Below are 23,839 nucleotides of genomic sequence, written 5' to 3' on the forward strand. Positions count from 1 at the left end.
CCGCGCTCACGCCCGGCGTCCGCGGGACCCGCTGCCCGCGGACGGGGGCTGCCCCGCATCCGGAGCGACCGGGCGGAACTGGGGGCCGTAGGTGTGGCGCCCGTCGCCGAGCGGGATCTCCATGAGGGCCAGGGCGGGCTCCTCCAGCTGCTCCATCGTCTTGATCGCGCGGTTGAGCGCGCCGTGGTCCGCGGACTGCCAGGCGGCCTCCAGGTCGCGCAGCAGTTCGCCGTAGGCGCTGTCGAAGCGGCGCAGCAGCGTCGCGGCCTCGCGCGGCGGGTGGGGCCAGCCGCCCCGGGGGACCACGCCCATGGGGTGGACGTCCGGGAAGGGGACGGGCGGCCCGCTGAACGCCCACACGCCGTCGGCCTCCTCCAGGGTGCGGCCGTGGTAGATCTCGGCGAAGGCGTAGTAGTGCGCCACGTCGCGGTGGCCCCCGGTGGCCTCGCCGGACGGCGCCTCGGGGGAGGCCGAGCTGCCCTCGCCCTGCTCCTTGATGATCTCCACGGCGGCGACGACGTCGTCCAGGTTCCGCATCGGACGCAGTTCGTCGGGGCCGATGCGCTGGCCCATCTGACCGCGGACGCTGAGCTCGGGGCGGTGGTCGAGGAAGGCGGTGACGAGACCGTCGTAGAAGTCGCCGATGGTCGGCGGCCCGGCGGACGGCTCGGGCAGCGGGGACTCCGGGGTCTCGATGGCCATGAGGACGTCCCGCACGTACGCGCGGGTGAGCCCGGAGAGGTACACCGTCAGGTTGCTGCGCACGCCGCCGGGCAGGGGCGCGGGGTACTCGGGGGTGACGGAGGCGATCCGCGGCCGCCCGCCCACGGCGACGAGCATGTTGCAGGCCAGCCCCATGTGGAACATCTCGTCGGTGACGATGCCGCGGATCAGGTTGGCGACCGTGTCGGACCGGTCCCGCACCGACCACCAGGCGCACAGGTAGGGCGGGATGGTGGCGAGTTCCAGCTCCACGGCCACCTGCAGGGCCTGCCGCAGCCAGTCGTCACGGCGGGACGGCGCGGGGACGGCCAGCAGACGGGCGACCATGCCGTGGGCGGCGGCCGCCGCGACGCCGGGAGCGGCCATCGGTGCCGCGGCGGCCGCGGCCGGGACCGCCGCCGCCGGCAGCGACGGTGCGAGCGGGGCCGCGTGGGCGGCGGTGCCGAGGACGGCGGGGCTGACGGCGGCCGCTGCGGCCGACTTGACGAAGCCCCGGCGGTCGAGGGTGACCGCGGTCCCGTGCTCGTTGTCCTGGTCGTCCACCGGTCCCGTCACACAGGTCTCCGTCCCCGAGAAGAATGGCGCGCGGGAGCCGGCACTCGGCGGACCCGCGAGGCTGGCGAAGCTACCAGCCGGGCCCCGGCCCCCGGGCCCGCGACGCCGCGCGCGCCGTGCCGTGCCGCCCGTGCGGCCCAACGGTCCCCGGACGCCGCCCGCCGACGGGCCCCACCGCCCGCCTGACCTGGGCGCCGCGCCCGGCGCGGGCTCCACGGCGGGGGCGGGAACGGGCGTACGCTGCCCGGCGCCCCCTCCCGCACCCGAGGACGCCCAGGCATGCACGACACCGGCGACGCGACCGCGCTCCGTGATCAACACCTATGAGCACGAGGACGCCGAACTGCTGCTCCCAGCGGTGCGCGAGGCGTTGCCCGGGGTGCGGCGGCTGATCTCGCGGGCCCGGGAGGAGGGCGTGGACGTCATCTACGTCAACGACAACTTCGGCCGCTGGCGTTCGCACCACGACGAGAACCTCGACATCGCCCTCGACGGCCCGCACGCCGACCTGGTGGAGCCGGTACGGCCCGACGCGGACTCGCTGTTCGTCGTGAAGGCCCGGCACTCGATCTTCTTCCAGACCCCGCTGGAGTACCTGCTGGGGCAGTTGGGCGTGGGCCGCCTGGTGCTGTGCGGACAGGTGACCGAACAGTGCGTGCTCTACTCCGCGCTGGACGCGCACATCCGCCGCGTGCCCACCGCGGTGGCGCCGGACGCGGTCGCACACATCCACCGGGACCTGGCGGACGCCGCGCTGCGGATGAGGGAGCGCAACATGGGCACCCTCGTCGCGCCTTCGTCCGGGATCGCGCTGCGCGCCTGAGCCCGGGCTGCCGGGTCATCACCTCCCGTACCCGTATGGGATCGTACATTCGGGGCATCCGGACCTCAGGAGGTGCTGACGATGGTCCCCCTGCCGGCCGGTCCCGAGGACGACGCGGAGAGCGAGATCGGGCGGCTGCGCGCGGAGAACGAGCAACTGCGTCGCGCCCTGGGCAGCCGGTCGGTCATCGACCAGGCCGTCGGCATGGTGATGGCGCTGACGCCCTGCCCCGGCGACGTGGCCTGGGCGGTCCTCGTCCGGGCCTCCCAGTACGGCAACGTCAAACTCCGCGACGTCGCCGCCGCGCTCGTGGCGAGCGCGGGGGGCCGGCCCCTGCCGGCGGACGTCCGGCACGCCCTCGGACGGGCCATGCGTCCGTACGGCTGACCGGGCGTTCCGCGTCAGGCCTCGCCGGCCGCCCGGGTGTTCCCGCTGTTCCCGCTGTGGTCCTCTGCCGCCTCGACCTCCTCGCGGAGGCGGCGGCAGGTGCGGCTGATCAGCCGGGAGACGTGCATCTGGGACAGACCCAACTGGTCGGCGATCTGGGTCTGCGTCATGTCGCGGAAGAACCGCAGGTAGAGGATCTTCCTCTCGCGCGGCGGGAGTTCGCGCAGCCGCGGCGCGACGGCCACGCGGTCCACGACGGAGTCCAGGCACGGGTCCTCGGCGCCCAGGGTGTCGAGGAAGGTGCGGCCCTCCGTGCCGGGGGTGGCGGAGTCCAAGGAGGCGGGGACGAAGCTGTCGAGGGCCTCCATGGCGACCAGCACGTCCTGCTCGCTCATGCGGGCGTGCGCGGCGATCTCGGCGACGGTCGGGGTGCGCCCCTTCGTCCCGACGAGTTCGTGGTGGACGGTACGGACCCGGCTCCGGAGCTCCTGGACCCTGCGGGGGACGTGGACGCCCCACAGGTGGTCGCGGAAATGACGTTTCACCTCACCGACGATGGTGGGGACGGCGAAGCTCTCGAAGGCGCTGCCGCGTGCGGGGTCGTAGCGCTGCACCGCCTTCACCAGGCCGAGCGCGGCGACCTGCCGGAGGTCCTCGGTGGACTCGCCGCGGTGCCGGAAGCGGCGTGCGAGCCGATCCGACATCGGCATCCAGGCGATCACGACCTGCTCGCGCAGCGCGTCCTTCTCCGGGCCGTCCGGGAGCGCCGCGATCCGCCGCAACGCCTCCGCGGTGTCCGGGGTGTCGTCATGCGGACGCGGGCGGGCACCCGGGTGCGGGTGCGGATGCCTGGTACGGGGCTGTCGGGCGGCCATGGCTGGTCCTGCGCCTTCCTGCGGGGGTCCGGGAGCCGCGCCGCGCAGGGCGTGCCGTACGGGAGGACACGCTCTGTGCTCCGGGGCCCGGCCGGGGCGCCCCGCGCGTGCGTGCCTCCCTTCCGAAGCACGGGGAGCGCCTGCCCGAGGCGGCGGGGCGCAAACCCCCGCACCGCGGCCCGGTGGTGATCGGCCGTCAGGGGGCGACGAGCCGCCGGAGCGCCAGCAGGCCCCCGACGCCGGGGACCACGGCGAGGAGCCGCACCGCCGTCGTCGAGCCCTCGGCGCGCACGGCGGTGAGGACGGTGAGGAGGTAGGCGCAGCCGTGGACGGGGCCCATCAGGGACGAGACGGGCCTCCAGTGCGCTGTGGCGAGGTTGACCAGCAGCACGACGAGGGAGAGCAGTTCGACGGCGGCGGCCGCACGCAGCGGGCGCGGCGCGGTCCTTGCGGGCGCGGCCGGGGAACCGGTCGGGGAGGAGGCCACGGTCACGCTCCCGTCGAGGAGCCGGGGCGGACGATCATCAGCACGGTGACGGTCGCCCACAGCAGGTTGAACATCCCCGTGGCCATGCCCAGTCGGGCGGCCGTGCGAGCGGACGCCGTCCCGTCCGCGAGCCCGGCCAGGACGGCGCGCTGCCGCGGCAGGACGACCCCGGCGAGAAGGGCGGCGGCCAGCGCGGTCAGGACGATCGAGACGATCAGCCACACGTCCCCGAGCACCCCCATGCTCGACGCGGTGGCGAGGCCGAAGACCGGGACGACCACGCCGACGGCGGCGTACACGCGGCAGATCCGGTGCAGCAGTCCCGCCGTGTCGGGGGCGCGGCGGACGGCGGGGGGAAACATGCTGGCGGCGACCGTGACGGGTCCGACGGCGACGATCGCGGCCAGGACGTGGACGGCGAGAAGGAACTTGGTCATGTGCGCTTCCCCCTCCTCACGCGCCGGCCGGGCCGGCGAGGACGGGGCCCTCGGCGCGCCACACCACGCCCCGGCGTTCGTGGGCGAGCAGCCGTTCCACGAAGTGGGCCACGCGCGGGCCGCTTTCGCGCTCCAGCAGGTGGAGGGCGAGGTCGAGCCCGGAGGTGACGCCGGCCGAGCTCACCAGGTCCCCGTCGTCGACCACCCGGGCGTCCACGACGGTGGCGCCCGCCGCCCGGAGACCGGCCGTCCCGAGGTGGTGGCCCGTCACAGGGCGCCCGCCGATCAGGCCCGCCATGGCGAGCAGGAGCGAACCGCCGCACACCGTGGCCACGGTGACGTCCGGCCGCTCCAGGGCGGTGCGCAGCAAGGGCGGCAGCCCGGTCCGCAGCGCCCGGGCGAGGACGGCCGGGACCGTGTCGCCGTCCTCGCCGTCGCCGTCCTCACCGTCGCCGTCCGCCGCGGGGATCCGGCCCGCCGCTCCCGGTACGACCACCAGGCCGCCGCGGCCCGGGTCGAACGCGGCGGCCGCCCGCAGCGACGGCAGCCCCAGGCCCGCGGGCACCTCGCGGGCCCCCTCCGCCGACACGAGCCCGGCGCGGATGCCGCCGGCGGTCAGCACCTCCAGGGGAGCGATGACGTCCAGGGGGTCGAACCCGTCGTACAACACGAACTGAGCGAGCATCTGGGGCCTTCCGGGAGCGGTGCGGGACGCTCCCGACGCTAGGCCCGGAGCCGCATCGCCAGAAGTGGCGGGATTGCCACTTCCCAACGGATTCCCGCCAGCCCTGTCATCAGCACGTGCGGGATGCCACCCAGCTCACAGGCTTGGCGGGAATTCGTCGCCTCTCTACCATGGAGCCATGCACACGGTGGTCGTCCTCGCCCTCGACCAGGTCATCCCCTTCGACCTGGCGGCCCCGATCGAGGTGTTCTCCCGCACCCGCCTGCCCGACGGCCGCCCCGCCTACCGGGTGCGGATCTGCGCCCCCTCGCCCGAGGTCGACGCCGGGCCCTTCGTACTGCGCGCCCCGTACGGACTGGAGGCGCTGGCCGAGGCCGACACGATCGTCCTGCCGGGCACGGCCGACCCCTCGGTGCCGGTGCCCGGGGAGGTGCTGCGGGCGCTGCGGGCGGCCGCCGCGAACGGCACCCGGATCGCCTCGGTCTGTGCCGGGGCCTTCGTGCTCGCCGCCACCGGGCTGGTGGACGGCCTGCGGATCACCACGCACTGGGTGGGCGCGCGGCGGCTGGCGGAGCTCCACCCGGAGGTGACCGTCGACCCGGACGTGCTCTACGTCGACAACGGCCAGTTCCTCACCTCCGCGGGCGCCGCCGCCGCGCTCGACCTGTGCCTGCACATGATCCGCAAGGACCACGGTTCCGCCGTGGCCGCCGACGCCGCCCGGCTGTCCGTCATGCCGCTGGAACGCGAGGGCGGCCAGGCCCAGTTCATCGTCCACGAGCAGCCCCCGGCGCCGGCCGGGACCACCATGGAGCCGCTGCTGCGCTGGCTGGAGGAGAACGCGGACCGCGAACTGGCGCTGGAGGACATCGCCGCGCACGCCGGGACGAGCACCCGCACCCTCAACCGCCGCTTCCGCGAGCAGACCGGCACCACCCCGCTGCAGTGGCTGCACCGGGCCCGTGTCCGCCGGGCCCAGTACCTGCTGGAGACCACGGACCACTCGGTGGACCGGATCGCCGTCCAGGCCGGGTTCGGCTCCCCCACCGCCTTCCGCGAGCGCTTCAAGCGGGTCGTCGGCACCAGCCCGCACGCGTACCGGCGGGCCTTCCGCGGCTGACCCCTGCCTCGCCGCGCCCGGCCCGCACCCGGCCCGCGCCCGGCCCGGCGCCGTTCCGCCATCCGGGGACGGGACGGACGTCAGCCGCAGGACACCCGCAGGTCGCGCGGACCGGGCATGAAGGGGCGACAACACCTGGCGACAACACCTGCGGACAGGCGCGCGACGCGCGGGGGCGAGCGGACCATGGGCATCACCACCACGACGACTCCACACCTCCTGAGCGGCGCGACGCTGCGCCGGATCGCCTGCCTGGCCCCGATCGTGCTGGTCGGGTGGTGGGTGGCCCGGCACTGGCAGCTGATCGCCGACGGGGGCCGCGGGCTGCTCGACGCCAACCGGGGCTGGCTGCTGGCCGCCGTGGCGGCGACCGGGCTGGCCTGGGTGGCGGTGTCGTTCATGCGGCAGGGCACCGTCCTGGAACGGCTGCCGGCGGGACGGCTGCTGGCGACGCAGTTCGCCGCGGGCGCCGCGAACCACCTGCTGCCCGCGGGCATCGGGGCGAGCGCGGTCAACCTGCGCTTCATGCGGGCGTGCGGGCTGCCACCCGCCCGGTCGGCGGCAGCCATCGCGCTGTACTTCCTGGCCGAGTGCGTGGGCCGCGCGACGCTGCTGGCCGTGCTGCTCGCCGCGTTCCCGCACGCGCTGCGGCTCGACGGACTGCTGCCCGACGGCATCTCCGTACCCGTCGGCCCGGCGGCGGGGGCGGCCGCCGGGGTCTGCGCGGTCGCGGCGGTCGTGCTGGTCGCCGTACCGGGGCTGCGGCGGGTGGTGGTCACGTTCCTGGCCACGGCGTTCACCGATGCGCGGACGCTGCACGCCCGGCCGTCGCGGGCCCTCGCGTTGTGGGGCGGCTCGCTCGCCTTCCCCGCCCTGCAGGCCGCCGGCCTCGTCGCGGTCACGATGGCCCTGGGCGTCCCGGTGCCCTTCGCCCACGTCGCCGTCGCCTACCTCGTGGCCAGCGTCGCGGCGGCGGCGCTGCCCACCCCCGGCGGCGTCGGCTCCGTCGACGCGGCCCTCGTGGTGACCCTCGTCGCCACGGGCGCCTCCCTCGCCGCGGCCACCTCGGCCGTGCTCGGCTACCGCATCGTCACGGTGTGGCTCCCCCTCGTCCCCGGCGCGCTGGTCCTGGGTGCGCTGGTCCGCCGGAAGGTCGTCTGACCCGCACGCCCCCGCGACGCGCGCCCCGTCCGCTCGAGCGCCGCCCGCCCGCGCAAACCCCGTGGTGGCGGCGGGGCGGCGCGTGCCAGGCTGGCCGCGGGGACGGGGCACGGGAGGGCGGAGCACTGGAGCTGCACGAGTACGCGGAGCGGGACGCGACGGGGTTGCGGGAGCTGATCCGCGCCGGCGAGGTGAGCGCGGGCGAGGTCGAAGCCGTCGCGCGCAGGGCCCTGGAGGCGGCGGATGCGGAGCTCAACGCGCTGACGCTGCCGCTGTTCGACCCTGCGCCCGCGCACCGGGCGGACGGGCCGTTCGGCGGTGTGCCCTTCGTGATCAAGGACGGTGGGCCCTTCGTGCGGGGCGTGCCGTTCACCCTCGGCAGCCGGGCCCTGCGGGGTGCCGTGGCGGATGCCGACCACGATCTGATGACCCGCTTCCGCGGGGCGGGCCTGGTGGCGCTCGGCCAGAGCACCGCGCCGGAGTTCGGCCTGAGCTTCGCCACCGAGCCGGTGCGCTACGGGCCGACGCGCAACCCCTGGGACCCGGGGCGCGGGGTGGGCGGGTCGAGCGGCGGGTCGGCCGCGCTGGTCGCCGCGGGGGCGGTGCCGGTGGCGCACGCCAACGACGCGGGCGGTTCGATCCGCATCCCGGCGTCCTGCTGCGGGCTGGTCGGGCTCAAGCCGAGCCGGGGGCGCACCCCGTGCGGGCCGCTCGCGGGTGAGGCGGCGTTCGGGCTCCAGGTGGAGTTCGCCGTGACCAGGACGGTACGGGACGCCGCGGCGCTGCTCGACGCCGTGGGCGGGCCCTCGTACGGCGACAAGTACCCCCTCCCCGCGCCCCCGTCGCCGTACGCGCGGGCGGTGCGCTCCGACCCGGGGCGGCTGCGGATCGCCCTGACCACCGCCGCCTGGACGGGCACGCCCGTGGATCCGCAGGTCGCCGCCGTCACCGTCGACGCGGGCAAGGTGCTGGAGTGGATCGGGCACCGCGTCGCCGAGGACACACCGCGCCTGGACGCGGACGACCTCGTGGAGGCCACCGCGCTGGGCGCGTTCGCCAGTGGCGGCGCGCTGCTGCGGGCGGCGCCGCGCCTGGACCGCTCACTGCTGGAGGCGGTGTCGCGAGCGGTGCTCGCCGAGACCGAGGCGTGCACGGCGCTCGGGCTGATGGCGGCGGTCGACGCGCAGCACCGCGTGACCCGCGCGGCGGGCCGCTTCTTCACCGCGTACGACCTGCTCGTCACGCCGACGCTCGGCGCGCTCCCCGCGCCGCACGGCACCCTCGGCCACGACGACCCCCGGCACACGGTGCGCTCCTGGCTGCGGGAGCTGTTCGCGTACGGGCCGTTCACGGCGGCCTTCAACGTCTCGGGGCATCCGGCGGTGAGCCTGCCGCTCGGCCAGAGCCGCGAGGGGCTGCCGGTCGGGGTGCAGCTCGTCGCCGCCCAGGGCCGGGAGGACCTGTTGCTGGGCGTGGCCGCGCAGTTGGAGCAGGCCGTCCCCTGGCGGGACCGCAGGCCGCCGTTCCTGGTCGGCTGACCCCTTCCCGCGCGAGCGGGGCAGCCCGCGCTCAGCTGCTGCTCGGGCTGGTGCCGGTGCCGTTGGTGGGCGGGAAGGCGTAGACGTGGCCCGGGGTGACGATCTTGGTCATCGCCTCGGCGAAGAGGCTGCTGGGCTCGTTGCCGCCCACGGCGGTGTCGGTGTTGAGCAGCACGACCATGGTCGCCTTGGCGTCGGGCAGGTACACGGCGGTGCTCTGGTAGCCGGGCAGCGATCCGTTGTGCCCGATCCAGCCGTGGTTGTCGAAGAGGCCGAGGCCGTAGCCGATGCCCGGGTACGAGGTGGGGAGGAAGGTCGTGCGCTGCGCCTGGGTGGCCTTGCTGAGCAGGGTGCCGTCGGCGACGATGCGGGCCCAGGCCCGCAGGTCCTGCTGGTCGGAGATCATCGCGCCGGCGGCCCAGGCCCAGGAGGGGTCCCAGTTGGTGGCGTCGCCTTCCTTCCCGTCCTTGGTCTGCCGGGTGTAGCCGCGGGCGTGCGGGTTCGGGAAGGCGCGCCCCGCGGGGAAGACGGTGTGCTTCAGCTTGGCCGGATCGAGCACGTCGCGCCGCAGGTAGTCGCCGAACGGCATGCCGCTCGCCTTCTCGATCACCAGGCCCAGCAGGACGGTGTTGGTGTTGGAGTACTGGAAGCGGGAGCCCGGGGTGGCCTGCGAGGGGTGCTGGAAGGCGTAGGCGAGCAGCTCGGCGGGGACGAACCCCCGGTTGGGGTCGGCCTTGAGGGCCTTCTGGAAGTTCGGGTCGTCGGTGTAGTTGTAGAGCCCGCTGCGCATCTCGGCGAGCTGCCGCAAGGTGATGGCGTCGCCGCCGGGCACGCCGTCCACGTACCGCGAGACGGGGTCGTCGAGTCCGGCCTTCTTCCGGTCGACGAGGGTCAGCAGCGCCGTCACGGTGAAGGTCTTGGTCTCGCTGCCGATCCGCATGTTGAGGTCGGGCGACATGCGCGCCTTCGACTTCGTGTCCGCCACGCCGAGGGCGCGTACGTAGGAACCCTTGCCTGGGGCCCACAGCCCCACGATCGCGCCGGGCACACCGGTCCTCTTCAGGGTGTCCGCCATCGCGCCGTCGAGCTTCTCGACGACGTCGCCGGAGAGCGCCGGGAAGTTCCCGCCGGCGCCCGGTGACCCGCTGGGGGAGGCCTGCGCGGGGGACGCGGACGCCGGGGAGGCGGAGGCCGGGCCCGCCGTGCGGTCCTCCTCCTCGGCCCGCGCGAGCGGCGAGGCCGGAGCCGACCTCGCCGTCCGGGTGGCCTCGGGGGAGCGGGTGGTGTCCGCGGGCCCGCCGCACGCCAGGGCCGTGGGGAGCGCGGCGGCGGCCAGGACCGCGGCGACCGCCTTGCGCACGGTGCCGCGGAGCCTGGGCGGACGGGCGCACGGGTGCGTCATGTCAGTGCCTTTCGGCCGTGGGGACGGGGCGGGGCGGGGGCACGCCATCGCGAACGTAAGCCGCCGGCCGCGGTGCGGCGACCGGGCGGCGGGCGGCGCGCGGCCGAGCGGGTGACGTCCGTTGCGGGGGCGGGTCTTGACGGTGCGTCGGGTCATTGGTTGAGTGGCTCATCCACTGACCCATGGAGGTGTGATGGAAGCGCTGCCGCGCACGTCGATCGTGGACGTCCTGGAGGACCGGATCCGCGAGGAGATCCTCACCGGCCGCCGTCCCGCGGGGACCCTGCTGCCGCCCGAGCGCACGCTGGCCGAGGGGTACGGCGTCACCCGCACCACCCTCAAGCACGCCTTCGGGCGGCTGGTCCAGGCCGGACTGCTGGAGACGCGGCACGGCGTCGGTACCAGGGTCCGGGACTACGAACGCCTCGGCGGCGCCGACCTGCTGCCCATGCTCGTCCGGCACGACGCGCGCTGGCTCTCCGAGATCTTCGAGGTGCGGCGCGGGGTGGGCGCCCTGATCGCCGGCGCGGCGGCGACCCGGGCGAGCGGCGCCGCACGGACCCGGCTGCGGGACCGGGTGGAGGCCGTGCGCACGGCCGGGGATCCGGACGCGGTGCAACTGGCGGACGCCGAGGTGCACCGGGCGCTGGCCCGCGCCACCGGCAACCGCGTCTACGTGCTCCTCACCAACACCCTGTTCAACGCCTACCTGCCGATGCGCCGTCACCTCGCCGGCCCCTTCCAGGACGCGGAGGAGGCGTACGGACGGCTGGCGCCGGTGGTCGCCGCGGTGGAGGAGGGGGACGGTGCAGCCGCCCGCGCGGCGGCGGAGGCGTATCTGACGGCGACCGAGGAGATCATGCGCGAGGGGCTGAAGTCCCGGTGAGCGCGGGACGGGGGACGGTCTTCGCCGAGACCATGACGGGGACCGTACGGCTGCGCGGCGAGGACCGGGAGCGGCCGGTACGGCTGGAGCTGACGGCGCGCAGCGACGACCTCTTGCTGCCGCACCGTACGACCGTGGCCCGCGCCACCGGTCGGCTGCGCATCGCGGGCCGCGCCGACGCCGCCGCCACCGGCACGCTGGAGGTCTCGCCGCTGGCCCGGCGGCGCATCCACTACCGGCTGGAGTTCGCACTCGACGGCGAGCGCTGCCTCCTGGAGGGCTGGAAGTCCGTCACCCCGCGGCGGCCGCTGGCCTCGATGACCACGCTGCCCTTCACCCTCACCGCCGGGGACGTCCCGGAACCGGCCGGCACGGGCACGCTGCGCTTCCGCACGGCGTCCTCGCTCGTGCCGTTCCTGGCGAGCTTCCGCTTCCCCCGCCGGGACGACCCCCGGGCGCAGTGGGCACCGCGCTGGGACGGCGCCGCGGGCCGCACCGAGGTCTGGTACACCACGGCCACCGACCCCGCGACGGGCACCGGCCTGTGGCTCCACCACGAACTCGTCGCCCCCGCCGACGGATCCCCCGCCTTCGCCCACGGCTGGGCCGCCGTCTTCCCCCCGGACGGCAAGGGCCCGGTGGAGCACGCCCGCTTCGGCCCGTCGCCCTGGCGTCCCGCGACGGGCGCCGAGGGGTTCACGGCCGACGGCGTCGAGGCCGTCCCCGGCCGGCTACGCGGCACGGCGGGCGACCTCGCCTGGGACCTCACCGAGGACGCCGGCGCCGAGCAGCCGCTGTACACCTTCCCGCGCTGGTCGTGGCGGCATCCGCTGCTGCCCGCCGCGCAGATCGTGCCGTCGCCCCGCGCCCGGTACACGGGCACCGTCCGCCACGGCGGGGGCGAACTCGGCCTGCGGGCCGCGCCCGGGGCCTCGGCCCGCATCTACGGCCATGGCAACGCCCGGCGCTGGGCCTGGCTGCACGCCGACCTCGGCGACGGGGACGTGCTGGAGGTCGTCGCCGCCGTCTCCACCCGCCCGGGCCTGGACCGGCTGCCTCCGCTGGTGTTCCTGCGGCTGCGCAGGGACGGCCGCGACTGGCCGCGCGGCGGCCTGCGCCCGGCCCTGGGGCGCGCCGGCCTCGGCCGCTTCACCGCCGAGATCGGCCTGCCGCGCTGGACGGTGACCGGCCGCGCGGGCGGGCGCCGGATCACCGTACGGGTCGACCAGCCGGCCGAGCGCACCCTCGCCCTCGACTACGCCGACCCCGACGGCTCTCCCGCCGTGTGCCGCAACAGCGAGACCGCCGACGCCCACGTCGTGCTGGAGCGCAGGGGCCGCGGCGGCTGGCGCACCGAGGCGGAGTGGACGCTCGCCGGCACCGCCCACGCAGAAGTGGGCGACCGGTGAGCGCCGCCGTCCGCGGCCTGGTGGCGGCGCTGCTCGCCGACGCGGGCGACGGCGACTGGACCACGGGCGTGCCCCACCGGCTGGACGGCCTGCTGGCGGCGATGCCCGCGCGGACCCGGCACGGCTTCCGCGCCGCGGCGGCCGCGGTGGACGTCTACGCGGCGGCACGCACCGGGCGGCGGCTGGACCGGCTGGGCCCGGGGGAACGGGAACGGGTGCTGGCGGGCCTCGCCGCGCGGCCCGCGCTGCTGCCCCTGCTCGACGTGGTGAAGGTGCCGGTGCTGCTGGCGGCCGGCACCGAACGGCTGCTGGCGCAGCCGCCCGGCGCCACGGCGCCCGTGGCGCCGGAGGACCCTGCGCTGGACTGCGTGCCCGCCGGCGAGTGGCCGGACCGCTCCCGCGCGGACGCCGTCGTCGTCGGCTCGGGCGCCGGCGGGGCGATGGCGGCGCGCACCCTGGCACGGGCGGGACTGCGGGTGGTCGTCCTGGAGGAGGGCCGGCGGCACACCACCTCGGAGTTCGGACGGCGGGCCCCGCTCGACCGGTTCGCCGAGCTGTACCGGGACGGCGGCGCGACCCTCGCCCTCGGCAACCCCCCCATGGTCGTGCCGACCGGGCGCGCCGTCGGCGGCACGACGGTCGTCAACTCCGGCACCTGCTACCGCACTCCGGACCGTGTGCTGGCCCGGTGGCGCGAGGAGCACGGGCTCGGGGACCTCGCGGACCCGGTGGCCTTCGGCGCGTACCTGGACGAGGTGGAGCGCACCCTGCGCGTGGCCCGCCAGCCGCAGGACGTGCTGGGCCGCAACGGCGCCCTCGCCCTGCTCGGCGCGGGCGGCCTCGGCTGGCGCGCGGCGCCCCTGCGGCGCAACGCCCCCGGCTGCCGGGGCTCGTGCCAGTGCGTGGTGGGCTGCCCGTCCGGGGCGAAGCAGAGCGTCCAGCTGTCGGTGCTGCCGCAGGCGTGCGCGGCCGGGGCCCGGATCGTGACCGGCGCCAACGTGCGGCGGGTGCTCACCGAGCCCGACCGGCCGGGCGGCCCGCGCGCCTGCGGTGTGGCGGTACGGCGGGCGGACGGCAGCGAACTGGAGATCCTCAGCCCGCTGGTCGTGGTGGCCGCGGGCGCCCTGCGCACTCCCCCGCTGCTGCGCCGCTCCGGCCTCGGCGGCCACCCCCGGACCGGCCGCAACCTGGCCGTGCACCCCGCCACCAGCGTCGCCGGGCGGTTCGCCGAGCCGGTCGCGGACGGCGGCCCGGCGGTGCTGCAGAGCGTCGGCGTGGAGGAGCTGCACGAGGACGGCATCCTCGTCGAGGCGACCGCCCCGCCGCCCGGCATGGGCTCGTTCGTGCTGCCGGGCGTAGGCCGGGAACTGCGCGCGGAGCTGGAGGACTCCGGACGGCTGGCCACGTTCGGCGCGATGATCGCGGACCGGCCCGGCGGACGCGTCCTCGGCCGCGAGGGCGGCCTGCTCCGCTACGACCTCGACCCCCGCGACGGCCGCCGACTGCTGCGCGCCGTCCGCGCGATGGGCGACCTGCTCTTCGCCGCCGGGGCCGAGGAGGTCCTCACCGGCGTCCCCGCCGCGCCGCGGGCCCGTACGCCACGGGAGTTCGCGTCGGCCCTGGAGGGGGTGACGGCACGGCAGCTGCACCTGTCGGCCTTCCACCCCACGGGCACCGTCGCCCTCGGCGCGGACCCGGAGGTGGCGCCGGCCGACCCCGCGGGCCGGCTGCGAGGTGTGCACGGGGTGCTGATCGCCGACGCCTCGGCGCTGCCCAGCTGCCCCGAGGTGAACCCGCAGCTCAGCATCATGGCGCTGGCCCTGGCCGTCAGCGAGGGCGCGGTGCGGGCGGCCGGCTGAGCGGTCAGCGGGGGCGCAGCACCGCGCAGGTCGTCGTGCCGTGCGCGTAGAGCTTCCCGTCGGCCGCGCCGGTCACCCGGGCCTCGGCGGTGGCCGTCGTCCGGCCGACGTGGAGCGCCACGCCCTCGCAGCGCAGCGTGGACGTCCCGGGGAGCACCGGCCGGATCATGTGCACCCCCAACTGCACGGTGGTGTACGCCGATCCGGCCGGGAGGTGGCTCATCACGGCCGATCCGAGCGCCGAGTCCAGCAGGGTGGCGAGGAAGCCGCCGTGCACCGTGCCCATCGGGTTGAGCAGGTGGTCGCCGGGGTCGCCCTCGAAGACCGCGCGCCCGTCGCCGACCTCGACGAAGCGGAAGCCCAGGGTGCTCATGATCGAGGACTCGGGGAAGCGGCCGTCGATCGCGCCCTGCAGGACCTCACGCCCGGTCAGCGCCAGGAGTTCTGGAGTGGGATCGGGGCGCGGCTCCCAGGTGTGGGTGCGCGAACGGGTGGCGGTGGCGGCCTCGTACGTCGTCATGGCACCGACGCTAGGCGTCGGCCCGGCTCGTCGGCAGTGGCGTATCCGGCAGCTTGGATACCGTTCCCGACACGGCCCCCGGCACCCCTGCCGCGCCGTGGCGCAGGTCGAAGGCGGGCGACTCGGACCTGATGCGCGGGAGCGTGAGGAAGTTGTGCCGCGGCGGCGGGCAGCTCGTCGCCCACTCCAGCGAACGGCCCCAGCCCCACGGGTCGTCCGTCCCGACCGGCTCGCCGTACTTGGCGGTCTTCCACACGTTGTAGAGGAACGGCAGGATCGACAGGCCCAGCAGGAAGGAGCTGATCGTCGAGATGGTGTTCAGCGTGGTGAAGCCGTCGGCGGCCAGGTAGTCCGGGATGCGCCGCAGCATGCCCTGCGTGCCCAGCCAGTGCTGGACGAGGAAGGTGCCGTGGAAACCGGCGAAGAGCGTCCAGAAGGTGATCTTCCCCAGGCGTTCGTCGAGCATCTTGCCGGTGAACTTCGGCCACCAGAAGTGGAGTCCGGAGAACATGGCGAAGACGACGGTGCCGAAGACGACGTAGTGGAAGTGCGCCACCACGAAGTAGGAGTCGGAGACCTGGAAGTCCAGGGGCGCCGACGCCAGGAGCACCCCGGTGAGCCCGCCGAAGACGAAGGTGACGAGGAAGCCGGTCGCCCAGAGCATCGGCGTCTCGAAGCTGAGCGAGCCCTTCCACATCGTGCCGATCCAGTTGAAGACCTTCACCCCGGTCGGTACCGCGATGAGCAGCGTCATGAAGGAGAAGAAGGGCAGCAGCACGCCGCCCGTGACGTACATGTGGTGCGCCCAGACCGTCGCCGACAGTCCGGCGATCGAGATCGTCGCCGCGATCAGGCCGGTGTAGCCGAACATCGGCTTGCGCGAGAAGACCGGTATGACCTCGCTCACGATCCCGAAGAAGGGCAGCGCGATGATGTAGACCTCGGGGTGCCCGAAGAACCAGAACAGGTGCTGCCACAGCAGCGCCCCGCCGTTCGCCGGGTCGAATATGTGCGCCCCGAACTTGCGGTCCAGCTCCAGCGCGAGCAGCGCCGCGGCCAGCACCGGGAAGGCCATCAGCACCAGCACACCGGTGAGCAGCACGTTCCAGGTGAAGATCGGCATCCGGAACATCGTCATGCCCGGGGCACGCATGCAGATGATCGTAGTGATCAGGTTGACCGCGCCGAGGATGGTCCCGAAGCCGGACAGCGCCAGCCCCATGATCCACAGGTCGCCGCCCACGCCCGGCGAGTGCGCCGCGCCCGACAGCGGTGAGTAGGCGAACCAGCCGAAGTCGGCCGCGCCCTGCGGGGTGAGGAAACCGCCCACCGCGATCAGCGAGCCGAAGAGGTAGAGCCAGTACGCGAGCATGTTGAGCCGGGGGAACGCGACGTCGGGGGCACCGATCTGCAGCGGCATGATCCAGTTCGCGAAACCGGCGAACAGCGGGGTCGCGAACATCAGCAGCATCACCGTGCCGTGCATCGTGAAGAGCTGGTTGAACTGCTCGTTCGACATGACCTGCAGCCCGGGGCGGGCGAGCTCGGCGCGCATCAGCAGGGCCATCACCCCGCCACCGCAGAAGAAGGCGAACGCCGTACCGAGGTAGAGCGTGCCGATGGCCTTGTGGTCGGTCGTGGTCAGCCATGCCACGGCGGACGCCGTGCGTCGCGGGAACGTGAGCCTCATGCCCGGTAGGTGTCCGGGCCCGCCCGCGGCGTCACGCGGGGAACGTCACAGCGGCGGGGTGTGATGATCGGTCCCGTGGCGGACACCAAGCGGTCATGAGCACGGACGAGACGCGGTCACAGGCGTTCGCCGCTGCCTACCGCGAGCACTACTGGGCGGTCAGCCGCTACGTCGCCCGGCGGACGGCCGGGCGGGCGGCGTACGACGAGGTGGAGGAAGTGGTGGCGGAGGTCTTCGCCGTCGCCTGGCGGCGGCGCGCCGAGCTCCCCTCGTACGCGCTGCCCTGGCTGTACGGCGTCGCCCGCAACTGCCTGGCCAACAGCGTGCGCGGGCAGGGGCGGCGGCGCAGGCTGCTGGACCGGATCGGGAACCACGAGACGGCGCACGGCACGCACCTCGTGCCGAGCCCCGGCACCGAAGCACCCGGCGCCTGGGTGCACGAGGCACTGGGGCGGCTCGCGGCGGCCGACCAGGAGGTGCTGCGGCTGACCGCCTGGGAGGAGCTGGACGTCGGGGAACTGGCGGTCGCCCTGGGCTGCGGGCGCTCCGCGGCCGCCATGCGCCTGCACCGGGCGCGCCGCAGGCTGCGCGAGCAGATCGACCGCATGGGGATGACCGTGACCCAGGAGGGGCCATGACCGAGCTGGAGCCGGAGCTGGAGCTGCTGCGCCGGGCCGATCCCGTGCCTGCCGGCGATCACCGCTGGCGCGACCGCCCCCTGGACGCGCGGGCCGAACTCGGGCTGCGGCGGCTGCTGGCCTCCGGACCGGCACCTGGAGCAGCAGCCGGAGCGGCACCCGTCCCCACGCCCCGACGGACCGCCCGCCGGGTGGGCGGCCTCGTCACGGGCCTGGCCGCGGTGGCGGCGACCGTGGTGGCCGTCCTGGTCGTCGTGCTCTCCGGGGCCGGCACCACCCCGGCGGTCGCCGCCCCCGTGGCGCTGCGTCCGCTGGCCGGGTCGCGGGAGGTCCCGCTGACCGAGGTGGCCGGCGCGGCCAGGGAGGCGGCGGCGCGGGGCGGCGGCCCGGGCACCCGCCGCGGGAGCCACGTGATGATGTGGAGCATGGGCATGGAGGCGGGCCCGGGCGGCCGCCCGCCCGTCACCCTGCCCGAGGAGCACCTCACCCGCTGGAACGCCGACGGCAGCGGCACCGAACTGGTCGTCGCCACCGACCCGCGGCATCCCGGGGAGCCGGTGATCAGCGACTCCGGCGGCTCCCCGCACACCGTCGCGGACGGCGAGGTGCTGCACCGCGCCGCGTACCCGCCGGGCACCCTCCCCCCGTACGGCCGCTCGGGGACCGAGCCCCCGGACTCCGCGGAGGAGCTGCGGGCGTACCTGTCCCAGGTGTACGGCTGCGCCTGCGCCGGCACCCCGGAACTGGTGGACGCGCTGGCCTCGCTGCTGCGGGACTGGACGCCGGGGCCCGCCGGCACCGCCGCGGTCGACGAGCTCCTCGCCGCCGCCCCCGGCCTGCGGCCTGCCGGTACGGTCACCGACCGGCTGGGCAGGCGGGGCCAGGCCTACGTCCACGACGCGGCCGGGCTGCGCCGCATGGTCGTCCTCGACCCGGCCGACGGGCGCGTCCTGGGGATCGAGGAGACGTACACGCAGGACCAGCCCGAGTACCGGGTGAAGGCCGGCGACGTCATGTCGTACCAGGCCTGGATGGACTGACGCCCGGGGCGCGCAGCGCCGGGACGGGGGGCGGGGCCCGGCGCCCCGCCCCCGCGCGGCGGTCAGCGCGCGGCCAGGACCGCCAGGCGCGCCGCGGAGGTGCCCAGTCCGGTCGGCCCGGTGGGCAGCCGGCCTCCCCCCACCGGGCGGCGCAGCTCCTCCTCGTCGTAGCGGCGGCAGCCGCGGTGCCAGGTCAGGATGCCCGCGAGCCAGTTCCGCAGCTCGCGCACATAACCGTCCAGCACCGCCCGCGCGTCCGTGCCGAGCCCGAAGTCCTCGTACAGGACCGGGAGTTCGTTCGCGGCGACGTGCTGGAACTGCCGCATGCGCCCGGTCATCAGGTCGTGGACGACGGCGAGCGAGGCCTGCTCGTCGCAGTCGAAGAAGTTCTGCACGACCAGCAGGGCGTTGTGGATCTCGCCCTCGTACTCGATCTCCTTCTGGTACGAGAAGACGTCGTTCATCAGGCAGGCGTAGTCGGCGGCGGAGTTCTCCAGCGACCGCATCGGCCCGCTGCGGTACACCTCCTCCGGCACCCGCTCGCCGTGGCCCAGCCGGCACAGGCTCATCGTCAGGTCGGAGCCGAAGGTGTGGCGGCGCATCTCCAGGTAGTCGACCGGGTCGGGGATGCGGTTCTGCGCCTGGTTGGCCAGTTCCCACAGCCAGCTGGCGGTCATGTTCTCGACGGCCGTGCGGAAGCGGCGCCGCGCCTGCGGCTCCATCGGCCCGGCCGTCCGCGCCCACAGGTCGGCCAGGCTCCGCTCCAGGGCGCTGACCGGGGCCGGGGCGGCGGAGCCGTCGACCGGCATGAAGGCCGACAGCCGCTCGTTGGCCGCGCGGGCGCCGGCCAGGTCGCGGGTGCGGCCGTACACGGCGGGGAACCAGTCGTCGGCGTAGGTGCCCCAGGTGAGCCAGCCGGAGGTGAGGTCCAGCCCCTCGGGGGTCGCGTCGGGGTGGATGCCGGCGGCGCAGAGCGGGAAGTCGAAGGCGGTCAGCTTGTGCTCGTCCCACACGTGGGAGTGCGGGACCCCGGGCTGCGGCAGCAGCAGGCCCATCCGGTGCGCCCAGTCGACGACGTGGCGCCGGGCGGCGTCCAGGTGCGGGCTGAGCGTGGCCGGGAAGGGCATGAGGAAGTCGGGCAGCGGCGTCGGCCCGGTGCGCCGCGGCACATGGGTGAAGCCCCGGGCGCGGGCGACCTCGGCGCGGCCGGTGGTCCGCACGGTGCCCGCCGACAGCCCGAGCCCGCCGGGCAGCGCGAACGGCGACCATCCGGCGTCCGCGGCCCCCGCCCCGCCGCCGTTCATGTAGCGGCTGGAGCGCATGTGCCACTCGTGGCCGCCGGACTGCCAGTCCTGCAGGCCCTTCGCGTACGCCAGCACACGCGCGCACTGCTCCGGGTCGAGCGCGTGCTCGGCGAACAGCGGCGGCAACTCGGTGAGCGCGGTGTTCTCGAACTGCTGCAACCGGGAGGTCAGCAGGTCGTTGACCGACTCCGCGGCCTCCTGCGTCGTGCAGCCGAGGAAGGTCTCCAGGACCAGCACGCCGTTGCTGAGCTCGCCCTCCTCCTCGGTCTCGCGCTGGTACGAGAAGAGGTCGTTGCGCAGGTGCACCGCGTCGGAGAAGGCGTCCCGCAGCACGAGCAGCGGCCGCGCCCCGGCGACGGCGGCCGGCACCTCGGCTCCGGCGGCGTACTCCACCAGCCCCGCCGACCAGGGCGCGCCGCCGACCTTGCGGCGCATCTCGATGTACTCCACGGGGTTGGGCACCCGGCCCGCGTTGATGTTGGACAGCTCCCACAGGGACTCGTTGAGCAGGTGCTCGGTGCTCTCGGCGAAGCGCCTGCGCCAGTCCATGGACATCGCCGGCACCGTACGCGCCCACAGGTCGGCGAGGCCCGCCTCCACCGGGTTCCGCGGCTCGGGCATGCCCTGCGCCAGGTCCATCGGCATGAAGGCGGGCAGCCGGTCCAGGTACGCCTTGCCGCCCTCGCGGTCCTGCGTGCGCTTGAACGCCTCCAGGAAGTGGTCGTCGAAGAAGAAGACCCATACGTACCAGTCCGTCACCAGGGACAGGGCCGGTCCGGAGCAGTCCGGGTGCGTGTACGCGCACAGCAGCGCGTAGTCGTGCGAGTCGAGGTCGCCGGTGTCCCAGATGCCCGAGCCTTCGAGCATCCCCATCTCCCGCGCCCAGCCGCGGGAATGCTCCCGGGCCCGCTCCACGTGGGGATTGAGTCGCGCCGGGTGCGGCAGGTAGAAGTCGGGCAGTTCAAATGGCTGCGTCACTCGTTCAGCGCTACCCGGGGCCGGGGGCGCTATCCGGCATGACGGACAACCCATACGAACGGGTGAAAACACTCCGGGAACACCCCCCGGGAACGGCCGGGGGCCGGCCCGTGCGCCGGGCCGGCCCTCGTCGTCCGCGGAGGTCAGGCCCGCTTCGGGTGCTCCCCCCAGCTCCTGCACAACGCCCAGATGACGAAGACGTCGATGGCGATGACGATGATCGCCCACACCGGGGTGTACGGCATCCACGCGAAGTTCACGACGATGTTGAACGCGGCCAGGGCGACACCGGCGACCCGGGCCCAGTCGGGGGCGTTCTGGAGCAGGGCGGCGCCGACCACGATGACGAGCACCCCGAGCACGAGGTGGATCCAGCCCCAGGCCGTCAGGTTGAACTTGAAGACGTAGTCGCCGAGCCGGACCCAGATGTCGTCCTGCGCGATGGCCGAGATGCCCTCGAAGATCATCACGACACCGGAGACGATGAGCAGCACACCGGCGAAGGTGGTACCGCCCGACGCCAGGCCCGAATGCGGGCGCCCGGTGACCGGCTGTGTCTGCTGGCTCATGAGATGGCTCCCGTCCCTCGCCGCCCGGGCTCGCTGCCCGGACACTCCACACGGTCCGCCCGGCCGGTGGGTACGGCCATCCGCGCTGCGCCGTCCGGGTGACCCACGGGCGGCAAACCCCGGCAGGCGAGATCATCGGTGCATGACGACCACACTCCACCTCGCCCAGCAGCCCGAGGCCGACGCCCTGCTCTCCCGCAGTCCGCTGGCGGCCCTGGTCGGCATGCTGCTCGACCAGCAGATCCCCATGGAATGGGCCTTCTCCGGCCCCTGGACCATCGCGCAGCGCATGGGCCGCGACGACCTCGACTGCGGGGAGATCGCGGCCTACGACCCCGAGGCCTTCTCCGAGCTGCTCTCGCAGAAGCCCGCCGTCCACCGCTACCCGGGGTCGATGGCCAAGCGGGTCCAGCAGCTGTGCCAGTACCTCGTGGAGCACTACGACGGTGACGCCGGGGCGGTCTGGCGCGAGGTGTCCGACGGCCGCGAGCTGCTGACCAGGCTCAACGAGCTGCCCGGCTTCGGGAAGCAGAAGGCGCAGATCTTCCTGGCGCTGCTGGGCAAGCAGCTCGGCGTGACGCCGAAGGGCTGGCGCGAGGCGGCGGGCGCGTACGGGGAGCGGGGCTCCCACCGGTCGGTCGCCGACATCACCGGCCCGGAGTCGCTGGACAAGGTGAGGGCCTTCAAGCAGGAGCAGAAGCGGGCCGCCAAGGAGGCGAAGGCCGCGAAGGAGTCCTGACCCTAACGACGGCGGCGCTTGGACGTGCCGAAGAGGGACCGGGTGATCTCCCGCCCGATCTGGGTGCCGATGGAGCGGGCCAGCGACTGGAAGACACCGCTGCCCATCACCTGCTCCACCACACCCGTCCCCTCCTGCGGGCGTTCCCCGCGCCCTCGCCCGGCAGGACCCGGTGCGGACGGCCGCACGGGCGCCGGCGCCTGCCGCCCGGCCAGCCGCTCGTACGCCGACTCCCGGTCCACCGCCTGCGCGTAGCGCCCGTACAGCGCCGAGTTCCCGATCGCCGCGTCCATCGCCGCGGGGTCGGCGGGACCCATCAGCGACCGGGGCGCCCGCAGCCGCACCGCGGCGACCGGGGTGGGGGCGCCGTCCTCGTCGAGGACGGTGACCACGGCCTCGCCCGTGCCGAGCCCGGTGAGCAGTTCCTCCAGGTCGTACGGGGAGGTGGGGAAGGTGCGGACCGTCGCCTTGAGCGCCTTGGCGTCCTCCGGGGTGAAGGCGCGCAGCGCGTGCTGCACCCGGTTGCCGAGCTGGCCGAGCACCTCGGAGGGCACGTCCTTGGGCGTCTGCGTCACCAGGAAGATGCCGACGCCCTTGGAGCGGATCAGCCGCACGGTCTGCGTGATGGCCTCCAGGAACGCCTTGCTGGCCCCGGTGAACAGCAGGTGGGCCTCGTCGAAGAAGAAGACCAGCTTGGGCCGGTCCAGGTCGCCGACCTCCGGCAGGTCCTCGAAGAGGTCGGCCAGCAGCCACATGAGGAAGGTGGAGAACAGCTGCGGCCGGTCCTGCACGGCGGGCAGTTCCAGCACGGAGACGACGCCCCGCCCGTCGCCGTCCGTCCGCAGCAGTTCGGCGGTGTCGAACTCGGGCTCGCCGAAGAAGGCCCCCGCCCCCTGTGCCTCGAAGGCCGTCAGCGACCGCAGGATCACCCCGGCCGTCGCCGGCGAGACCCCGCCGATCCCCTTCAGCTCGGCCTTGCCCTCGTCGCAGGTGAGGAAGGTGACCACGGCCCGCAGGTCCTTCAGGTCCAGCAGTTCCAGGCCCTTGGTGTCGGCGTAGTGGAAGATCAGGCCGAGCGACTGCTCCTGCGTGGTGTTGAGCCCGAGCACCTTGGACAGCAGCACGGGACCGAAGCTCGTCACCGTGGCCCGCAACGGGATGCCCCGGCCCATGCCGCCGAGGGCGTAGAACTCGGCGGGGCAGCCGGCCGGGCTCCATTCCTGACCCACCTCGGCGGCCCGCCGGGCGACGCGGTCACCGGGCACCCCCGGGGAGGAGATGCCGGAGACGTCGCCCTTGACGTCGGCGAGGAAGACCGGCACGCCCTGCGCCGAGAGTTGTTCCGCGACGAGTTGGAGCGTCTTGGTCTTGCCGGTGCCGGTGGCCCCCGCGACGAGCCCGTGCCGGTTGAGCACCGCCAGCGGGACGCGCACGGGCGCCTCCGGCAGCACCCGGTCCTCCCACAGCAGGGCGCCGAGTTCGAGGGCCGGCCCCGTAAAGGCGTACCCCTCGGCGATGGCCCGGGCGGCGCCGGGCGGGCTCGGCGTGGTCATGGGCTGCTCCACTGCTCCCGCTATCACCGTATTTGCCCACCATCGCACTCCTGCGCCGTTGCTGCGCCCGTACGCCCTTGCCCGGTAGGCTTTCCGTGTGATCTTCAAGCGCATCGGAAGCGGGCGGCCGTACCCCGACCACGGCCGGAAAAGCACCCGTGAATGGGCAGACGTCGCCCCACGTCCGGTCCGCCTCGACCAGTTGGTCACCACCAAGGGCAACCTCGACCTGGAGACCCTCCTCGCCGAGGACTCGACCTTCTACGGGGACCTGTTCGCGCACGTCGTGAAATGGCAGGGCGACCTCTACCTGGAGGACGGGCTCCACCGGGCCGTGCGCGCGGCGCTGCAACAGCGCCAGGTGCTGCACGCCCGCGTGCTGGAGATGGACTGACCTCCGGACCGCTCCGCGGGCCCGTCTCCGCCGGGGGACTCCTTCGCCCTTTCGGGTTCAAGTGCCC

Annotated in this window: 23 protein-coding genes; 12 read left to right on the forward strand and 11 right to left on the reverse strand. The window is 74.7% G+C overall.

Translation table 11 applies throughout. The annotated features are described in order from the left end of the window. Positions 1 to 6 precede the first annotated feature (6 nt). On the reverse strand, positions 7 to 1,278 hold the full coding sequence (locus tag PV410_RS41565) for a ferritin-like domain-containing protein (RefSeq protein ID WP_500331877.1): 1,272 nt from the start codon (positions 1,276 to 1,278) through the stop codon (positions 7 to 9). 310 nt (positions 1,279 to 1,588) lie between these two features. Between PV410_RS41565 and PV410_RS41570 the strand changes: the two genes are divergently transcribed. Next, complete coding sequence (locus PV410_RS41570; protein WP_500331879.1) at positions 1,589 to 2,101, forward strand: cysteine hydrolase family protein; 513 nt, start codon at positions 1,589 to 1,591, stop codon at positions 2,099 to 2,101. An 81-nt stretch (positions 2,102 to 2,182) separates the two neighbouring features. Continuing rightward, positions 2,183 to 2,488 (forward strand): ANTAR domain-containing protein, encoded by a 306-nt coding sequence (locus PV410_RS41575; protein ID WP_500331881.1) that lies wholly within the window; start codon positions 2,183 to 2,185, stop codon positions 2,486 to 2,488. Positions 2,489 to 2,502: 14 nt separating this feature from the next. Here PV410_RS41575 and PV410_RS41580 read toward each other — a convergent pair whose 3' ends face one another. The 4 genes from PV410_RS41580 to PV410_RS41595 form a co-directional block, all read right to left on the reverse strand. Further along, a complete protein-coding gene (locus PV410_RS41580; RefSeq protein ID WP_500331883.1) occupies positions 2,503 to 3,363 on the reverse strand; it encodes a SigB/SigF/SigG family RNA polymerase sigma factor in 861 nt (286 codons plus the stop codon). Positions 3,364 to 3,559: 196 nt separating this feature from the next. Further along, a complete protein-coding gene (locus PV410_RS41585; RefSeq protein ID WP_500331885.1) occupies positions 3,560 to 3,850 on the reverse strand; it encodes a DUF3817 domain-containing protein in 291 nt (96 codons plus the stop codon). Between the two features lie 2 nt (positions 3,851 to 3,852). Beyond that, positions 3,853 to 4,287 (reverse strand): hypothetical protein, encoded by a 435-nt coding sequence (locus PV410_RS41590; RefSeq protein WP_500331887.1) that lies wholly within the window; start codon positions 4,285 to 4,287, stop codon positions 3,853 to 3,855. 16 nt (positions 4,288 to 4,303) lie between these two features. Further along, positions 4,304 to 4,972 (reverse strand): DJ-1/PfpI family protein, encoded by a 669-nt coding sequence (locus PV410_RS41595; protein WP_500331889.1) that lies wholly within the window; start codon positions 4,970 to 4,972, stop codon positions 4,304 to 4,306. Positions 4,973 to 5,150: 178 nt separating this feature from the next. On the opposite strand from PV410_RS41595, the gene PV410_RS41600 reads away from it, so the two are divergent. The 3 genes from PV410_RS41600 to PV410_RS41610 all read left to right on the forward strand — a co-directional run bounded on the left by PV410_RS41600 (position 5,151) and on the right by PV410_RS41610 (position 8,791). After that, positions 5,151 to 6,092 (forward strand): GlxA family transcriptional regulator, encoded by a 942-nt coding sequence (locus tag PV410_RS41600; RefSeq protein ID WP_500331891.1) that lies wholly within the window; start codon positions 5,151 to 5,153, stop codon positions 6,090 to 6,092. A 186-nt stretch (positions 6,093 to 6,278) separates the two neighbouring features. Next, a complete protein-coding gene (locus PV410_RS41605; protein ID WP_500331893.1) occupies positions 6,279 to 7,253 on the forward strand; it encodes a lysylphosphatidylglycerol synthase transmembrane domain-containing protein in 975 nt (324 codons plus the stop codon). 164 nt (positions 7,254 to 7,417) lie between these two features. Further along, entirely contained in the window at positions 7,418 to 8,791 is a 1,374-nt protein-coding gene (locus PV410_RS41610) for an amidase (RefSeq protein ID WP_500331895.1), read from the forward strand. A gap of 31 nt (positions 8,792 to 8,822) precedes the next feature. On the opposite strand, the gene PV410_RS41615 is transcribed toward PV410_RS41610, so the two are convergent. Then, positions 8,823 to 10,193 carry a serine hydrolase domain-containing protein gene (locus PV410_RS41615; RefSeq protein WP_500331897.1) on the reverse strand — a complete coding sequence of 457 codons (1,371 nt, stop codon included), beginning with the start codon at positions 10,191 to 10,193 and terminating at the stop codon, positions 8,823 to 8,825. A 193-nt stretch (positions 10,194 to 10,386) separates the two neighbouring features. Between PV410_RS41615 and PV410_RS41620 the strand changes: the two genes are divergently transcribed. Genes PV410_RS41620 through PV410_RS41630 form a run of 3 tightly spaced genes read left to right on the forward strand, consistent with a single transcriptional unit; the run spans position 10,387 to position 14,347 of the window. After that, positions 10,387 to 11,079, forward strand: a complete 693-nt coding sequence (locus tag PV410_RS41620; RefSeq protein WP_500331899.1) for a FadR/GntR family transcriptional regulator — start codon at positions 10,387 to 10,389, stop codon at positions 11,077 to 11,079. Beyond that, complete coding sequence (locus PV410_RS41625; RefSeq protein ID WP_500331900.1) at positions 11,076 to 12,488, forward strand: tocopherol cyclase family protein; 1,413 nt, start codon at positions 11,076 to 11,078, stop codon at positions 12,486 to 12,488. Before PV410_RS41620 ends, PV410_RS41625 begins: the two co-directional genes overlap by 4 nt. Further along, positions 12,485 to 14,347, forward strand: coding sequence for a GMC family oxidoreductase (locus PV410_RS41630; RefSeq protein ID WP_500331902.1), 1,863 nt, complete (start codon positions 12,485 to 12,487; stop codon positions 14,345 to 14,347). The genes PV410_RS41625 and PV410_RS41630 overlap by 4 nt, the downstream gene beginning before the upstream one ends. Positions 14,348 to 14,351: 4 nt before the next feature. Here PV410_RS41630 and PV410_RS41635 read toward each other — a convergent pair whose 3' ends face one another. Beyond that, positions 14,352 to 14,867 carry a PaaI family thioesterase gene (locus PV410_RS41635; protein ID WP_500331904.1) on the reverse strand — a complete coding sequence of 172 codons (516 nt, stop codon included), beginning with the start codon at positions 14,865 to 14,867 and terminating at the stop codon, positions 14,352 to 14,354. A 10-nt stretch (positions 14,868 to 14,877) separates the two neighbouring features. Continuing rightward, positions 14,878 to 16,557: an aa3-type cytochrome oxidase subunit I gene (gene ctaD / locus PV410_RS41640; protein ID WP_500331906.1), complete on the reverse strand. Its 1,680-nt coding sequence runs from the start codon at positions 16,555 to 16,557 to the stop codon at positions 14,878 to 14,880. A gap of 95 nt (positions 16,558 to 16,652) precedes the next feature. Here ctaD and PV410_RS41645 point away from each other — a divergent pair, with 95 nt between their 5' ends. Next, positions 16,653 to 17,195 (forward strand): sigma-70 family RNA polymerase sigma factor, encoded by a 543-nt coding sequence (locus PV410_RS41645; RefSeq protein ID WP_500331908.1) that lies wholly within the window; start codon positions 16,653 to 16,655, stop codon positions 17,193 to 17,195. Continuing rightward, positions 17,192 to 18,235 carry a CU044_5270 family protein gene (locus PV410_RS41650; RefSeq protein ID WP_500331910.1) on the forward strand — a complete coding sequence of 348 codons (1,044 nt, stop codon included), beginning with the start codon at positions 17,192 to 17,194 and terminating at the stop codon, positions 18,233 to 18,235. Before PV410_RS41645 ends, PV410_RS41650 begins: the two co-directional genes overlap by 4 nt. Before the next feature lie 62 nt (positions 18,236 to 18,297). On the opposite strand, the gene PV410_RS41655 is transcribed toward PV410_RS41650, so the two are convergent. After that, entirely contained in the window at positions 18,298 to 20,517 is a 2,220-nt protein-coding gene (locus PV410_RS41655) for a family 2 encapsulin nanocompartment cargo protein terpene cyclase (protein ID WP_500331912.1), read from the reverse strand. Between the two features lie 143 nt (positions 20,518 to 20,660). After that, positions 20,661 to 21,086 (reverse strand): DUF7144 family membrane protein, encoded by a 426-nt coding sequence (locus PV410_RS41660; protein WP_499513006.1) that lies wholly within the window; start codon positions 21,084 to 21,086, stop codon positions 20,661 to 20,663. A gap of 142 nt (positions 21,087 to 21,228) precedes the next feature. Between PV410_RS41660 and PV410_RS41665 the strand changes: the two genes are divergently transcribed. After that, positions 21,229 to 21,825 (forward strand): HhH-GPD-type base excision DNA repair protein, encoded by a 597-nt coding sequence (locus PV410_RS41665; RefSeq protein WP_500331914.1) that lies wholly within the window; start codon positions 21,229 to 21,231, stop codon positions 21,823 to 21,825. Positions 21,826 to 21,827: 2 nt separating this feature from the next. On the opposite strand, the gene PV410_RS41670 is transcribed toward PV410_RS41665, so the two are convergent. Beyond that, positions 21,828 to 23,378 (reverse strand): helicase HerA-like domain-containing protein, encoded by a 1,551-nt coding sequence (locus PV410_RS41670; RefSeq protein WP_500331916.1) that lies wholly within the window; start codon positions 23,376 to 23,378, stop codon positions 21,828 to 21,830. A gap of 97 nt (positions 23,379 to 23,475) precedes the next feature. Here PV410_RS41670 and PV410_RS41675 point away from each other — a divergent pair, with 97 nt between their 5' ends. Then, positions 23,476 to 23,772, forward strand: a complete 297-nt coding sequence (locus PV410_RS41675; protein WP_499513003.1) for a type II toxin-antitoxin system VapB family antitoxin — start codon at positions 23,476 to 23,478, stop codon at positions 23,770 to 23,772. The last annotated feature ends 67 nt before the right edge of the window (positions 23,773 to 23,839 follow it).

Origin of the sequence: Streptomyces sp. PA03-5A (assembly GCF_033792725.1) — a bacterium.
Taxonomy (GTDB): domain Bacteria; phylum Actinomycetota; class Actinomycetes; order Streptomycetales; family Streptomycetaceae; genus Actinacidiphila.

Coding starts and splice junctions, on each gene's coding strand:
- PV410_RS41575 (WP_500331881.1), top strand. CDS start 2,183: ATGGTCCCCCTGCCGGCCGGTCCCGAGGACGACGCGGAGAGCGAGATC.
- PV410_RS41580 (WP_500331883.1), bottom strand. CDS start 3,363: ATGGCCGCCCGACAGCCCCGTACCAGGCATCCGCACCCGCACCCGGGT.
- PV410_RS41590 (WP_500331887.1), bottom strand. CDS start 4,287: ATGACCAAGTTCCTTCTCGCCGTCCACGTCCTGGCCGCGATCGTCGCC.
- PV410_RS41595 (WP_500331889.1), bottom strand. CDS start 4,972: ATGCTCGCTCAGTTCGTGTTGTACGACGGGTTCGACCCCCTGGACGTC.
- PV410_RS41600 (WP_500331891.1), top strand. CDS start 5,151: ATGCACACGGTGGTCGTCCTCGCCCTCGACCAGGTCATCCCCTTCGAC.
- PV410_RS41605 (WP_500331893.1), top strand. CDS start 6,279: ATGGGCATCACCACCACGACGACTCCACACCTCCTGAGCGGCGCGACG.
- PV410_RS41615 (WP_500331897.1), bottom strand. CDS start 10,193: ATGACGCACCCGTGCGCCCGTCCGCCCAGGCTCCGCGGCACCGTGCGC.
- PV410_RS41620 (WP_500331899.1), top strand. CDS start 10,387: ATGGAAGCGCTGCCGCGCACGTCGATCGTGGACGTCCTGGAGGACCGG.
- PV410_RS41635 (WP_500331904.1), bottom strand. CDS start 14,867: ATGACGACGTACGAGGCCGCCACCGCCACCCGTTCGCGCACCCACACC.
- ctaD (WP_500331906.1), bottom strand. CDS start 16,557: ATGAGGCTCACGTTCCCGCGACGCACGGCGTCCGCCGTGGCATGGCTG.
- PV410_RS41645 (WP_500331908.1), top strand. CDS start 16,653: ATGAGCACGGACGAGACGCGGTCACAGGCGTTCGCCGCTGCCTACCGC.
- PV410_RS41650 (WP_500331910.1), top strand. CDS start 17,192: ATGACCGAGCTGGAGCCGGAGCTGGAGCTGCTGCGCCGGGCCGATCCC.
- PV410_RS41660 (WP_499513006.1), bottom strand. CDS start 21,086: ATGAGCCAGCAGACACAGCCGGTCACCGGGCGCCCGCATTCGGGCCTG.
- PV410_RS41665 (WP_500331914.1), top strand. CDS start 21,229: ATGACGACCACACTCCACCTCGCCCAGCAGCCCGAGGCCGACGCCCTG.
- PV410_RS41670 (WP_500331916.1), bottom strand. CDS start 23,378: ATGACCACGCCGAGCCCGCCCGGCGCCGCCCGGGCCATCGCCGAGGGG.